14 protein-coding genes are annotated in these 13,385 nt (G+C 63.5%); 9 read left to right on the top strand and 5 right to left on the bottom strand.

The annotated features are described in order from the left end of the window. Positions 1–80 precede the first annotated feature (80 nt). Entirely contained in the window at positions 81–1,049 is a 969-nt protein-coding gene (locus NATTI_RS0103270; protein WP_006092359.1) for an ornithine cyclodeaminase family protein, read from the top strand. Between the two features lie 80 nt (positions 1,050–1,129). On the opposite strand, the gene NATTI_RS0103265 is transcribed toward NATTI_RS0103270, so the two are convergent. Continuing rightward, entirely contained in the window at positions 1,130–1,852 is a 723-nt protein-coding gene (locus tag NATTI_RS0103265; protein ID WP_006092357.1) for a helix-turn-helix domain-containing protein, read from the bottom strand. Between the two features lie 202 nt (positions 1,853–2,054). Here NATTI_RS0103265 and NATTI_RS26405 point away from each other — a divergent pair, with 202 nt between their 5' ends. From NATTI_RS26405 to NATTI_RS0103240, 5 genes are all read left to right on the top strand, one after another. Beyond that, positions 2,055–2,195, top strand: coding sequence for a hypothetical protein (locus NATTI_RS26405; RefSeq protein ID WP_006092355.1), 141 nt, complete (start codon positions 2,055–2,057; stop codon positions 2,193–2,195). Between the two features lie 11 nt (positions 2,196–2,206). Continuing rightward, the gene (locus tag NATTI_RS0103255) at positions 2,207–3,640 is read left to right on the top strand and encodes a sodium/proline symporter (protein WP_006092353.1); all 1,434 of its coding nucleotides are present in this window, start codon (positions 2,207–2,209) and stop codon (positions 3,638–3,640) included. A gap of 118 nt (positions 3,641–3,758) precedes the next feature. Then, positions 3,759–4,487, top strand: a complete 729-nt coding sequence (locus NATTI_RS0103250; RefSeq protein WP_241434413.1) for a DUF7409 domain-containing protein — start codon at positions 3,759–3,761, stop codon at positions 4,485–4,487. A gap of 135 nt (positions 4,488–4,622) precedes the next feature. Beyond that, a complete protein-coding gene (locus tag NATTI_RS0103245; protein ID WP_006092349.1) occupies positions 4,623–5,417 on the top strand; it encodes a class I fructose-bisphosphate aldolase in 795 nt (264 codons plus the stop codon). A 1-nt stretch (position 5,418) separates the two neighbouring features. Next, on the top strand, positions 5,419–6,300 hold the full coding sequence (locus NATTI_RS0103240) for a class 1 fructose-bisphosphatase (protein ID WP_006092347.1): 882 nt from the start codon (positions 5,419–5,421) through the stop codon (positions 6,298–6,300). 63 nt (positions 6,301–6,363) lie between these two features. On the opposite strand, the gene NATTI_RS0103235 is transcribed toward NATTI_RS0103240, so the two are convergent. Together NATTI_RS0103235 and NATTI_RS0103230 are read right to left on the bottom strand one after the other, a co-directional pair. Continuing rightward, a complete protein-coding gene (locus tag NATTI_RS0103235; RefSeq protein WP_006092345.1) occupies positions 6,364–6,591 on the bottom strand; it encodes a hypothetical protein in 228 nt (75 codons plus the stop codon). 49 nt (positions 6,592–6,640) lie between these two features. Continuing rightward, positions 6,641–7,813: a hypothetical protein gene (locus NATTI_RS0103230; protein WP_006092344.1), complete on the bottom strand. Its 1,173-nt coding sequence runs from the start codon at positions 7,811–7,813 to the stop codon at positions 6,641–6,643. Between the two features lie 677 nt (positions 7,814–8,490). Between NATTI_RS0103230 and NATTI_RS0103220 the strand changes: the two genes are divergently transcribed. Together NATTI_RS0103220 and NATTI_RS0103215 are read left to right on the top strand one after the other, a co-directional pair. Then, positions 8,491–10,305 (top strand): acyl-CoA carboxylase subunit beta, encoded by a 1,815-nt coding sequence (locus tag NATTI_RS0103220; protein WP_006092340.1) that lies wholly within the window; start codon positions 8,491–8,493, stop codon positions 10,303–10,305. 343 nt (positions 10,306–10,648) lie between these two features. Further along, positions 10,649–10,999, top strand: a complete 351-nt coding sequence (locus NATTI_RS0103215) for a DUF5658 family protein (RefSeq protein ID WP_027119046.1) — start codon at positions 10,649–10,651, stop codon at positions 10,997–10,999. 52 nt (positions 11,000–11,051) lie between these two features. Here NATTI_RS0103215 and NATTI_RS0103210 read toward each other — a convergent pair whose 3' ends face one another. After that, positions 11,052–11,768, bottom strand: coding sequence for a PH domain-containing protein (locus tag NATTI_RS0103210; protein ID WP_006092337.1), 717 nt, complete (start codon positions 11,766–11,768; stop codon positions 11,052–11,054). Positions 11,769–11,771: 3 nt separating this feature from the next. After that, positions 11,772–12,230: a MaoC family dehydratase gene (locus tag NATTI_RS0103205; protein WP_006092336.1), complete on the bottom strand. Its 459-nt coding sequence runs from the start codon at positions 12,228–12,230 to the stop codon at positions 11,772–11,774. Positions 12,231–12,413: 183 nt separating this feature from the next. On the opposite strand from NATTI_RS0103205, the gene NATTI_RS0103200 reads away from it, so the two are divergent. Continuing rightward, positions 12,414–13,337 carry a carboxypeptidase-like regulatory domain-containing protein gene (locus tag NATTI_RS0103200; RefSeq protein ID WP_006092334.1) on the top strand — a complete coding sequence of 308 codons (924 nt, stop codon included), beginning with the start codon at positions 12,414–12,416 and terminating at the stop codon, positions 13,335–13,337. Positions 13,338–13,385 lie beyond the last annotated feature (48 nt).

The raw sequence follows: 13,385 nt of genomic DNA, 5'->3' as shown, positions 1-13,385 counted from the left end.
CCGAGCCGAACGGACGGAGGTGTCTCTCGGTCGGCGATTAGGGAGTATTACTTTAGTGCTTCCGTCGAGCCATCTTTGCTATGGTCACGGTTCTCACTGCGGACGAGGTCGAGTCGTGCTGTGACGTCGAGTCGGTTCTCCCCGCCGTCGAAACTGCGCTCGTCGAACAGGCTGCGGGGAACGTCGAACGACCCGATCGGCCGCACTTTCCGGTCGGAACGGGCCTCGACGGCGACGAACCGCTTGGCACTGCCCTAACGATGCCGGCGTACGTCCACGGCGAGGAGTACTACGTGACGAAACTCGCGAGCGTCCACGAGGGCAACGAATCACGGGGACTGCCGACGATTCGGGCACAGATCGCACTTACCGACGCTCGAGACGGAACGCCAGTCGCGTATATGCCGGGAACACGGATAACGAACGTCCGAACCGGCTGCGTCGGCGGGCTTGCAGCCGGAGCGCTCGCCTCGGAACCGGTTCGACTGGGTGTCATCGGAGCCGGTGTGCAGGCTCGGTGGCAGACGCGAGCGATCGACGCGACGTCTGCTCTCGACTCCGTCTCGATATACTCGCCCAGCGACTCGAAAGACGAGTGCGCAGCGGATCTCCGTGCCGACGGCATTCCGGCCGAGGCGGTCGAAACGCCGGCCGACGCCGTCTCGGAGGCGACCGTCGTCCTGACGGCGACGACGAGCACGAAACCGGTCTTCTCGGCCGCCGAGACGGATGCGGAACTCGTCATCGCGGTTGGTGCCTACAACGCGTCGATGCAGGAACTCGAGACCGATCTCGTCGATCGCGCCGATCGGGTGTTCGCCGACGTTCCGGGCGAAGCGATCGAAACGGGCGATCTTCGCGGCACGGTCTGGTCCGAGGGGGATCTCCACCCGCTGGCGGACGCCTTCACGGGCGAGCGCCCCGACGAGCCAGCAGACGGGCTCACGGTGGTCAAAAGCGTCGGGAGTGCGGTCATGGACCTGACTGCAGCGGCGACCGTCTACGAGCGCGCACAAACGGACGATTTAGGGACGGACATCCCCTTCTGAGCCAGCGGCGTGTGAGATCCCGATAGAGCGTTCCGGATCAGCGATCGATAAAAATTCGGTCAAACCGATTCGAACGGAGCCTATCTGTTCGCCTCGAGTTCGGCGTTGAGGATCTTCGCTTCGGCCTTTCGGAGGTGCTCTAGAAGCGTCGGTTTGGAAACGTCGAGTTCGGTCGCCAGTTCCTCGAGCGAGACTGTCCGCGGCCAGCCGTAGTAACCTCGACTACAGGCAAGTTCGAGGATTTCCCGCTGACGGGCCGAGAGCAGGTCCACTTTCGACTCGGCGGCCGACTGCGATCGAGTGATCTTCTGGATCGAGATGTCGGCGTCCTCCTCGGTGCGGAGCGATTCCAGGCTGGCATGGAGATCCTCGCGGTTCGGATCGGCGAGAAACAGCGGCCAGTACTCGTCGCCGTCGTGGATGTGGATCGGGGCGTTATAAATGAATCCACGGGAGACGAGCGAGTCGGTGATGCTGTTGTCCGGATCGTACTCGACGAAGATGTCCTGGGTCGCGTTGCCGGGCGCGGCAATCTCGTGGGTGAAGTCGTGGCGGCGTTGCATGACCGTTACGTCGCCCGTTAGCGGAGTATCTTTGATCTCCGCGATACACCCCTCGACAGCGTCGGTAGTATTTCCGTAGACGGTGAAGTGACCGTTGACCGTGCCGTCAGCGGCGGTATACACCGTGTGTCCGAGCAGCCCCGAATCGGTGTCGGCAGTCACTCTGGTCGTCCAGCAGTTCGGATGCCAGATCTCGAGCGTGAGACAAACGCCACTGGCCTCGGTCGGTTCGATACTCATCTGGCGTGCTATCTTGTCACAACCCGTATAACGGTTACTATCCGAATATGGTTGCCAGAGAGACAGATGCGGCCAAATTCGAAAGATTTGTGTAACGGCTTCGACCGGTCGTTCGACCGGACCGTAGTGAGTCCACCCGAACGACACCATGGTCCTCCATTAGGGGGTGTTTTTATACCCCACTACTGGGAGAGACGAACCGATGACAGCAATACTCGGGTTACCACTTCTCACGGCGATCGTGCTAGCACTGATGGTGATTATCCCGCTCGTCGCGTACGCGCTCTCGGTGATCGACGAACAGCGTGGTGACGGAAGCGTGACCGTCTGGGGGCGCCGCTAATGTCCCTTGGAATGCAGGTCACGTTCGGGCTCTACCTGCTCGTCCTCGTCTCGATCGGCCTCTACTTTTTTTTCACAACCGAGACGAAGCGACTCTCGGACTATCTCCTCGCCGGTCGTGACGTGGGGACATGGCCGATTGCCATCTCCGAAGTGTCCTCGGTAGCCAGTGGCTGGACGTTCTTCGCCTGGGTCGGCATCGGGTTCGCCCTGGGGCTGAGCGGGCTCTGGTTCTCGTTGACGATGATCATTATCGTCGTCTTCATGTACCGGTACGTGGCCTCGCCGTTTCGCCGTCAATCAGAGGAACTCGGCACGATCACGGTTACCGACCACATTTCGGCGTTCTTCAGAAACGACCCGCTCGGTCCGACGATCCGCATCGTCGCGACGCTTGCAGTCGTGACGTTCATGGTCTCCTACATCGGCGCACAGATCATCGCCGTCGGCCAGGCGATGGACACCGGGCTCGGCATCGATTACCGGACCGCGATCCTCATCGGCGGCCTCGCCGTGGCGTTTTACACCGTCCTCGGCGGATTCAACGCATCGGTATGGACCGACTTCTTCCAGGGGATCCTGATCTTCGTTGGCGCCGTCGCGCTTCCCGTCCTCGCGATCATGGAAGTCGGTGGCTGGTCGTCGTTCATCACGCAGGCGAACGAGATCGAGCCGACGCTGCTGGAGATGCAGGCCGGTCAGACGGGGACGGCACTGCTCATCTTCGTGCTCGTTTGGGTGACGTTCGCGATGGGGACGATCGGTCAACCCCACTCGCTGATGCGGTTCCAGGCGATCCGTTCCGAATCGATCGTCAGCAAGGCCTCGGCGATCGCGGTGGCGTTCCAGTCGCTTCGACTGACCGTCCCGCTGTTCATCGGCATCGCCGGACGGGTCCTGTACGGGACCGTCGACAATCCGGAGAACGTTGCGATGCTCGCGATCGTCGACCTGTTTCCGCCGGTTATCGCGGGCATCCTGCTCGCCGCGATCGTCAGTGCGATCCTCTCGACGTCGGACTCGATGTTGCTGGTCACCTCCTCGGACATCACCCGATTCTACGAGGAACAGGTCAACCCCGATGCGAGTGAACGGACGCTGATTCTCCTGGGTCGGCTGACGGTGGCGACGGTTGCAGTGTTCGGCATTGTACTCGCGTGGATTCGCCCCGGTACGATCTTCGAGATCATCGAAGTTGCCTACGTCGGACTCGGCGTCACCGTCGGCCTGCCGCTCCTGTTCATCCTCTTCTGGAGACACACAACCAGTGAAGGTGTCCTCGCGGCCATCGTCGTCGGTATGGCGAGTACGATCGTGAACCTCTACTACTTCCCCGACTACTTCCCGATCCTGCCGTGGCCGGTCACCGTGGCTGCAATCGTCGGTGTGAGTCTCGCAACTGCCAAAGCGACCACCGACACCGAGACGCCGTCAGTCGACCGATAACCGACGATCGCTCGGCGGTCTCCTGACGAATGACTCCCGTCTGACGTTTTCTCCTCGTCGGAAACGGGGAAAACTTTCATTACGAGAGAGTGTGAGCTACGGACAACCGGTGAATCGCGTGAGCAAAGAAATCGTACACAGCGATCCAGACGCCGACGGACGCGGCGACCGAGAGTCCGACGTGGGCTCCACAGACGCTGTCCGGAAGCTGAACACGCCAACCGACCGAGACGCTGACCCCCAGCGGAAGGGGACCGTCGATCGAGACGGAGAGACGGTCTCTGCAACCGAACTGGTGTTCGGCATGGGATCTGCCCCGGATGGCGTCGACCCCCGGATCGAACCCGACGAACGGGATGCCCTCGAGGCGGCCGACGTCGACCCCGACGCCGTTGCGAGCAAGGAGTGCTCCTATCAGATGCTGCTCGACGCGGGCGTCGACGAACCGATCGCGGACGCGCTGCGCCGCCGCTTCTCGCTCCCGTGGTCGTTCGAGGGCGACGGTGACCTCGAGCGTCGCTCGAGCGAAGTCCGCGGGCTCGGAGCGGCCGAGCGCGAGTGGATCGCCGTGAGCGGAGACGAGGACTGGCAAGCCTTCGAGTACGAGCACGCGACCGAGTCGTCGATCGGGCGGCAGCGTCCGTCGGAGCGGCCGTGGCCGAAACCGACGCCCGTGACGGCGGTAGCCGGCGTCGGTCCCGACGACGCCGACGAGTTGGCCGAAGCCGGGGTCCGTTCGGCGGAGCGACTGGCGACGATCAGCGCGTTCGAGGTCGCTCGCGTGCTCGAACTGAACGTGATCCACGTTCGAACGTGGCGACACAACGCCCGAGAACTGGTCGGGTGACAACGAGTGACTCGGTAAACTGCAATAACTGCGGTGGAATCGGGCGGGATTCCGCCGAAGATAACTACGATAGTACGTAATTTCGATAATCCGGACCATCAGAGATTTATAGCGGCCTGTTGGATCCTCTTACAGATGATTCCGATCGACGATTCACCGATCGTCCGCGACGGTAAGTCACTGATTTTGGCGATGGACCACGGATTAGAGCACGGTCCTGTCGACTTCGAGGACGTGCCCGAAAAGCTCGACCCGTCGACGGTGTTCGAGACGGCGACGCACGACGCGGTCACCTGCATGGCCGTCCAGAAGGGCGTCGCCGAGGGCTACTATCCGAGCTACGAGGACGACGTGAACCTCCTGCTGAAGGTCAACGGAACCTCGAACCTCTGGATGGGCGAGTACGACTCGGCGGTCAACTGCTCGGTCGATTACGCAGCTGAGATCGGTGCCGACGCCATCGGCTTCACCCTCTACGGCGGCTCAAACCACGAGGTCGAGATGGCCGAAGAGTTCCGCGACGTACAGGAGGACGCCCGCGAGCACGACCTGCCGGTCGTCATGTGGTCGTACCCGCGCGGACAGGGGCTGAAAAACGACACGAAGCCGAGCACGATCTCCTATGCGACCCGACTCGGCCTCGAGCTCGGTGCAGACATCGCGAAAGTCAAGTACCCCGGCAGCTCCGAAGCCATGGAACACGCCTGCAAGGCCGCCGGCGACATGAAAGTCGTCATGAGCGGCGGCTCGAAGACCTCCGACTACGAGTTCCTCTCGACCGTCGAAGCCGCCGTCCAGGCGGGCTGTAAGGGTCTCGCCGTCGGCCGCAACGTCTGGCAGCGAGAGAACCCGACGCAGATCCTGGACGCCCTCGAGCGAGTCATCTACGAGGAGGAGACGGCCGACGCCGCACTCGAGGCTACGGAATAGGATGACGGTGTCCGATCCAGTTGTCGAGAGCGTGATCGCGACGATCAGCCGCTCGGCGACCGAGATCAGACAGGGGCTCATCGGGCGTCGCGGCACCGTCGACGAGGAGAATCCTAGCGGCGAGACGCAGGTCGAAGCCGACATCTGGGCGGACGAACTGCTCGGCGACCGGCTCGCCGGTATCGACGGCGTCGGACAGTACGCAAGCGAGGAGCGAGCCGAGGTCGAAGACTGCGGCGGCGATCCGGCGATGGAGGACGTCTACGCCGTCGCCGTCGATCCGCTGGACGGCTCCTCGAATCTCAAGTCGAACAACGCCATGGGGACCATCTTCGGCGTTTACGACGCCGCGCTCCCCGCTCGAGGCGAGACGCTCGTCGCCGCCGGATACATCCTGTATGGCCCGATCACGACGATGGTGCTCGCGACCGAGGAGTCCGTCACGGAGTACGAACTGACCGGCGGCGAACGGACCGTCGTCGACCGAGACGTTCGGCTCCCCGACGAGCCGGTCGTCTACGGCTTCGGCGGGCGCGTCCCCGACTGGCCCGACGATTTTCAGGAGTACGCCCGCGAGATCGAACAGGAGCTCAAGCTCCGGTATGGCGGCGCGATGATCGGCGACGTCAATCAGGTGCTCACCTACGGCGGGATCTTCGGCTACCCCGGTCTCGAGTCCCGCCCCGAGGGGAAACTCCGCCTCCAGTTCGAGGGCAACCCCATCGGCTACATCGTCGAACGGGCGGGCGGTCGCTCTTCGGACGGCAATCAGTCACTGCTCTCCGTCGACCCCGATGACCTCCACGATCGAACGCCGGTCCACGTCGGTAACAGCGAGTTGGTCGAGCGGCTCGAAGATCGGGTCGAGAATCGAATCGCTTAATCAACGATCCCGTAGTCCGTTTTTTGGTTGCGTCGGCCGTCCGGTTCTCGGCTCCTGTGGTTCCTAGCCGCTGGATCCAGTCCACGTCGCCGTTAGGGACACGTAGAGCCCGACGCCGAGTAGCAACAGCAGGTAAAACGCCCACTGGGGCCACGCGGTCCCGAGAAAGACCAGCGTCAAAAACACGACCCAGCAGGTGACGATGAGCAGGTCGCCGACGAGTCGGGCGATGGATCTCACGATCCCGGTCTGGTCGGAACGGTCGGAGCCGGTGTGTGTATCTGTTGCCATGGGTTGAGAGGTGGTGAGTGTGGAGGCCTATCGGTACAGTTCGGGGTAGTTAGAAGTGATAACCGTACATCTCGGTGAGTCTGTAGGCGCCGACGCCCCAGACGTAGCTCTGTCCCGGCCACCAGGTTCGAGCGTTGTTGAAGCCCGCGATGAGGACGTCCTCCTCGTCGCCGATGGGGTCGGCGTAGTAGCTCACCGAGCCGCTGTCGCCGTCGGTCAGATCCATCTCGCCGCCCCAGCGGATCTGGCCGTGCCGACAGAAGTTGTCGGTGAAGCAGGTGACCGCGTCGATCCCCTGAATCCTCCCCGTCGTGTGTCCGGTTACCGCGCCGACCTTCTCGAGCTGTTCGTCGCGCGCGATGAGGTCCGCGAGTCCAAGTCGAGTAAGTTGGCCACGGACGCGTGACGGCGACGGTGTGTCGATCGCGTTCGAGGGCTGGACCCGTCCCTCGGGCGTGATCGCGGCGACGTCCTCCGCTGGATGAGCGTGTGAGACGGGACCGAGTTCGATCGAATCGCTCTCCTCGATCGGGAGACTGAGGTGATCGCCATTCGTATCGGCACCGCCGTCGAACGCGTGTTCGGCCGTTACGAAGAACTCCGATTCGCTGCTGGGGTCATACATTACGGGTCCGAGCGTCGCGATGCTGTCCGCCGTCTCGCAGGCGACCCCGCTCGGAACGTCGTTGCCCGTGAGGGAGCCGACGACCCGCGGCTCGATATCTTGCGGTCCCTGCTCGATGTCTTCGATCTCGCCGATCGTCTCGATATCGAGCGAGATCCCGTCCAAGAGCCCGTCGAGCGATTCTCTGAGGGAGGTCGGATCGCTCGAGATACCGACGGAGACGGTGGCCGTCCCGCTGTCGTAAGAGCCGGGAACGACCGCGCTCCCGAGATAGCCGGTAAACGCCGTTCGTGCGAGCAACTCGTTCAACTCGAGGGCTTTCGTGACGGCTGCGTACCACTCGGCGGGGACGTATCGCGTTCGTTCCTCGAGCGACCACGGGTCGTCGGGGTCGGCTCGGACGTGTGCCGTGACGATCGGGACCTCACCATCGTCGGCCGCGAGGAAGTCGTCGACGCCGAGCGCCCCGGCGACGCCGAGTGCGTAGCCGCCGGTAACGAGAGTCCGAAGAAACTCGCGACGATCCATGCCGGTCTCGATCCGATCGCGGATCGTCGCGATCCGGTGGACGAGATGCTCAGTGTGTGTGCCTTCCATACCGCGATTCTGGTCTCTGCAGTGTCCGTTCAGTTCACGACGCCAAAGCTAATGTTCACGTACACGGGAGGGTCGATGACAGTCGAATGTAACGATGAAATCGGCGATATCGGTTGTGCCTGCACCTGCTACTCGTTTTGTACCGTCCGTTTTGCGGGCCCCAACGTGTCAACACTGACGCGCCGAAACGTTCGTAGGCGATCACAAACCCAACCCATTATAAAATCTGTACGACTGAACGCAAGCGTTCGTGTCAGCTCCCCATCCAGCAGTAACTGTCTTCGTGCTGGTGACCACGAAGGCAGCTACTGGCGGGCACCAGGTGCCCGACGGTACGACTCACTCCCGATCGGTTCGCGTCCACGACACGTGATCCTCCTCATCCCTCGTGGCGAACTCCGAACGATCAGTGGCGGTCGGTCGGACGCGAACCGTTTTTCTCCTCTCTGCCGCCCCGTTGAGAGTGTTTTGCCGTCCCGGATCGTCTCGGCACTCAGCGACGTCCGTCCGTTCGAGCAGGGCGGACGGTTTCTGCGGTCGATAGGTAGCGAACGGCGTGCTCGGTCGGTTCCGGCCGACAAGACAGACCGTGAGTCGCCGTCAGTCGGGCCGACTCCCCGTCGATCGTCGGCCCGAGGAGCGAAAACGGTTTTTGGTCTCCCCACACATCATCGATCATGCACGTCCGCATCGCGGCAGGCGCATCTGACGACGAAGCGTCGGCTATCGCCGCCGCACTGGCTGAACACGTCGGCGAATCGGTCGAGGTGTACGTCGGCGACGACGACGAGCCGCTAGCGAGCCACGACGGCTCGTCCGAATCGGAGCCGTCGACGGAACGGGAGGCCGATTCCGCTTCGAACGCCGACGCTCCGCAGCGCGACTCCACCGAGAGCGACCAAGCGGACGACCTCGAGCCGACGGACCGAGAGCGACGGCTTCGGGCGGAGATCGAGGACATTCTCGAGGGCGGCCCCGAAAAGTACCGCGACCAACTCGAGGAGACGGACAAGCTGTTCGTTCGGGACCGCCTCGCGCTCTGGTTCGACGGCGAGAACAGCGCGTTTCAGTTCGAGGACGGCAGGTTCGCGGCGTTCGACGACTGGCATCCCGACGGGGCCGGCGAGGAGACCGACGACCGACTGCCGGCCGACGGCCTCATCACCGGCGGCGCGACCTTCGAGGGCCGCGACGTCCACTTCATGGCCAACGACTACACCGTCAAGCGCGGGAGCATGGCCAAGAAGGGCGTCGAGAAGTTCCTGCGGATGCAACAGCGCGCGCTGAAAACCGGCCGACCGGTGTTCTATCTGATGGACTCCTCCGGCGGCCGGATCGACCAGCAGACTGGCTTTTTCGCGAACCGCGAGGGGATCGGGAAGTACTACTACAACCACTCAATGCTCTCCGGACGGGTACCGCAGGTCTGCGTGCTCTACGGCCCGTGTATCGCCGGGGCCGCGTACACGCCCGTCTTCGCCGACTTCACGATCATGGTCGAGGGAATGTCCGCGATGGCGATCGCGAGCCCGCGGATGGTGCAGATGGTCACCGGCGAGGAGATCGATCTCGAGGAGCTCGGCGGCCCGCAGGTCCACGCTCGAGAGTCCGGCTCCGCGGACCTGATCGCGGAGGACGAGGAACACGCTCGGGAGCTCGTCGCCCAACTGATCACCTACCTGCCGGACAACTCGGACGAGAAGCCGCCCCAGCAGGAACCAACCGCGCCGGCGCGGTCGCCGGAGGGGATCGACGCCGTCGTCCCACAGTCGCCGAACAAGGGCTACGACATGACTGACGTCATCGATCGCATCGTCGATTCGGGCTCCTACTTCGAGTTACGGCCCGATTACGGGCCGGAGATCATTACGGCGTACGCCCGAATCGACGGCCGTCCCGTGGGAATTGTCGCAAACCAGCCCGCCCACCGGGCCGGAGCGATCTTCCCCGACGCTGCCGAGAAGGCCGCGGAGTTCGTCTGGAAGTCCGACGCGTTCAACATCCCCTTACTCTACCTCTGTGACACGCCCGGCTTCATGGCCGGCTCGCAGGTCGAGAAGGAGGGCATCTTAGAGCAGGGCAAGAAGATGATCTACGCGACGTCGTCGGCGACGGTGCCGAAACAGACCGTCGTCGTCCGGAAAGCCTACGGCGCGGGCATCTACGCGATGGGCGGGCCAGCCTACGATCCCGAGAGCGTCATCGGGCTCCCCTCGGGTGAGATCGCCATCATGGGCCCCGAGGCGGCGATCAACGCGGTCTACGCGCGCAAACTCTCCGAGATCGACGACCCCGAGGAGCGCGAACGCATGGAGCGGGAACTCCGCGAGGAGTACCGCGAGGATATCGACGTCCACCGGATGGCCAGCGAGGTCGTCATCGACGAGATCGTTCCCCCCAGCGAGTTGCGCGCGGAACTCGCCGCCCGCTTTGCGTTCTACGAGGACGTCGAGAAGTCGCTGCCGGACAAGAAACACGGAACCGTGCTCTGAGAACGAGGACCGTCCGCCGGTAGCGTGCTATTTCTCGCACGATCTGCCTGCTATCCGCGTCTCAGTCTCTCCGTTTTCCGGCTGCCTATCCCGTCCCGTCTCCCGATTACGTCGCTGGCGAGTCACGTGACCTCGAGGCGATTTCAGGTCACGTCGGTTCACTATCGCGGACCGTTCGAGACCGTTATCGCGGTGTTTGAGAGTCGTTACTGACCGAAAACGTCGGACCGGTTCGGCCTACGCCTGGCATAACAATACCCCATTTGGTGGAAGCATGGCGTGCGAACGGCACGCTCCCGACGGTCGACGCGTCGACGCCCGGTTCGACTCCGGCGGGGAGAGTATGAGTTCCGACGCCGCACACCTGCACCACCAACTCCCGGTCGACGTCTCGCCGGCTGCCCTCGAGCGATTCTTCTGGGTCCTCGTCGGTGTCTCGCTCGTCGGGGACATCGTGACGACGTTCGTCGGGCTCCACCTGGGGCTTGCGGAGTCGAACCCGGTCGCACGAAGCGCGATCGACGGCTACGGACTGCTCGGCATGCTCGCGCTCAAAGGGCTCGCGATCGGGATCGGACTGGTCTGTCGACCGATGCTGCCGAAGGCCTACCGAGCGATCGTTCCCGCGGGACTCGCAATTCCCTGGACCGCCGCCGTCTGCATCAACCTCTACATGATCTCGACGACGATCTGAGGAGGGTGACCGACGGGGGGTCCCAAAACCCCCGAGCGATCGTGCTGCAGGACTAAGGCTGTGGGTCGGCTGAATCGTGCTCGAGCGTGACACTCTCGGTTTCGGCGTCGGTCGGCTCCGACTCGGATGGTTGTGTCCGGGTGCTCTCACCGTCCTCGAGCGCCGTCCGAATCGCTCGCAGTTCGACGAGGATCTCCTCGAGTACGTCGTCCGACTCGACGTCTGCGTCGGAGCCGGCGTTCCCTCGACCGCCCGATGAACGACCCGGCGAGACGCGACTGCTGATCAGTTGCTGGATCTCTCTCGGATTCGGAATAGATCGAAAACTCATCTCGACGCCGGAGCCGCCGGCGGAGCTGACTTCCACCGTGCCGTAGCCGACATGCGTTCCGATGGCAGTCTGGCTGTAGGACGTGTTCTGGACCTTCTCGAAGTCGATCCGTTTGACGTCTCGCGAGAGGATACCCCGTTTCGCGTAGAGGGCGCTGGTGGTCACGACGTAGTCCGTCCGACGAATCCAGAGGACGGACCAGGCGACGAGCGGGACGACGACCAGCGCCAGCACGGCCGCGAGCGCCAGTCCGGCGGCCGCGTTGAACGGGACGGCCAACAGTCCGAGGATCGGGAGGGCGAGCAGCGCCGCTGTCGGCGTGATCGTTCGCCGGTCCGGGCCGCCGGACCAGAGGACGGATTCGTCGTCGTCCAGCGAGAGCCACTCGAGACCGTGGTCGCCGTCGTCGATGTCGGAAGCGACTTGTGAGTTCCCCATCGGTCACGCCTCCGCGTGCTCGCGTTTCAACGAGAGGACGGTGCGTTCGAACTCGCAGACGAGGTCGTCGTCCTGGTTGTGTACCTCCACGCGCATGGTGACGATCCCGCGCTCGCCGTCGCTGGTCTCGCGTTTGTCCGTCACCGTCGACTGGACGCGGATCGTGTCGCCGTGAAAGACGGGGTTCGGATGCTCGACGTCGTCGTAGGAGAGGTTCGCGACGATCGTTCCGTCGGTCGTTTCCGGAATCGAGATGCCGACGGCCAGCGACATCGTGTAGAGGCCGTTGACCAGCCGCTCGTCGAACTGGGTTTCGCCCGCGAACTCGGCGTCCAAGTGCAGCGGCTGCTGGTTCATCGTCATATCGCAGAAGCGCTGATTGTCGCTCTCGGAGATCGTCCGCCGGCGCTCGTGCTCGATCGTCTCACCCACGGTGAACTCCTCGTAGTACAGTCCGGTCATAGGTTCGGAGTCGCACAGCGCCGATAAAAGCGTGGTGCTCGCTCGAGGTGGGCCACGGCCGTCGCTACTCGAGCGGAGCACGTTCGGCGTCACTCGAGCGATAAGTCACGTATCGAGCGGTGAGTCGTCCGATACGCTGTAGTCTCGAGCGGCGGAATCACCGCTCGAGTTGGTCGGCTCCGAATGAGTGGGGTCGATACGAACGTCGTCACAGCCGTCGCGACAGCCGCTGCTGTCGGATTCGTCGTTCTCCTATCGGTCGGTACCGTCGACGTTGGTGTCTCGAGCGCGGCGATCGATAGCGACACCGCTCGGCTCAGCGGCACCGTCACTGTCGAAGACGGGGAGACGATCTTCGCCGCAGACGTCACTGTCAACGGTTCGAGCCAGACGGAGAGGACAAACGCCGACGGCTTCTACAGTCTCGAACTCGAGGCGGGCGAGTACGAGGTCACCGTCGACGCGGACGGACACGAACCGAAGACGTGGACCGAGAGCCTCTCGAACGGAAGCTGGACGCGGACCGACGTGACGCTCACCGCCGAGCCGACGGAACTCGAGGGAACCGTGACGAACCCCGACGACGAGCCGGTGGAGGGGGCGACGGGTCGGGTCGCCGACACCGACCGCGAGGCGACGACCGGCGAGAACGGCAGCTACGCCTTCGAGATCGATCCTGGGAGCTACTCGCTCGAGACCAGCGCGGACGGCTACAACACGCGACGCTCGAGCGTCACCGTCCGGGAGAGCCAGGTGACGACGCGGGACGTTCAGTTGTCCGATGACGGCCGAAACGACGACGCGTCGGACGAGGGCGAACTGCCCGATTCCGACGGCGAAAGCGAGGCGGATGACGACGAAAGTGAGGCTGAGGACGACGAGAAGGGGGAAGACGGCGACGAGGGCGGGGAAGGCGGCGAGAACAACACCGAACGTGACGATTCGACAAGCGACGAGCGCGTCGACGACGACGCTCGAGACGGAGAGTCGTCTCCGCTCACGAATCGCGATCAGGTCCTCACGCTGTTGTTTTTCGCCAGGACGTTTCTCGCGACGATGGCCTGTACCGGAATCGATCCCGGTAGGTACCACCAACGCTCCCGTTAGACGGCCGTCACGGTGTCGCCTCTCGACGGTTTCGCTCGAGTTTGGGAG

It is taken from the genome of Natronorubrum tibetense GA33 (assembly GCF_000383975.1).
GTDB lineage: Archaea > Halobacteriota > Halobacteria > Halobacteriales > Natrialbaceae > Natronorubrum > Natronorubrum tibetense.
This window is presented reverse-complemented; position numbering and strand designations above follow the sequence as displayed.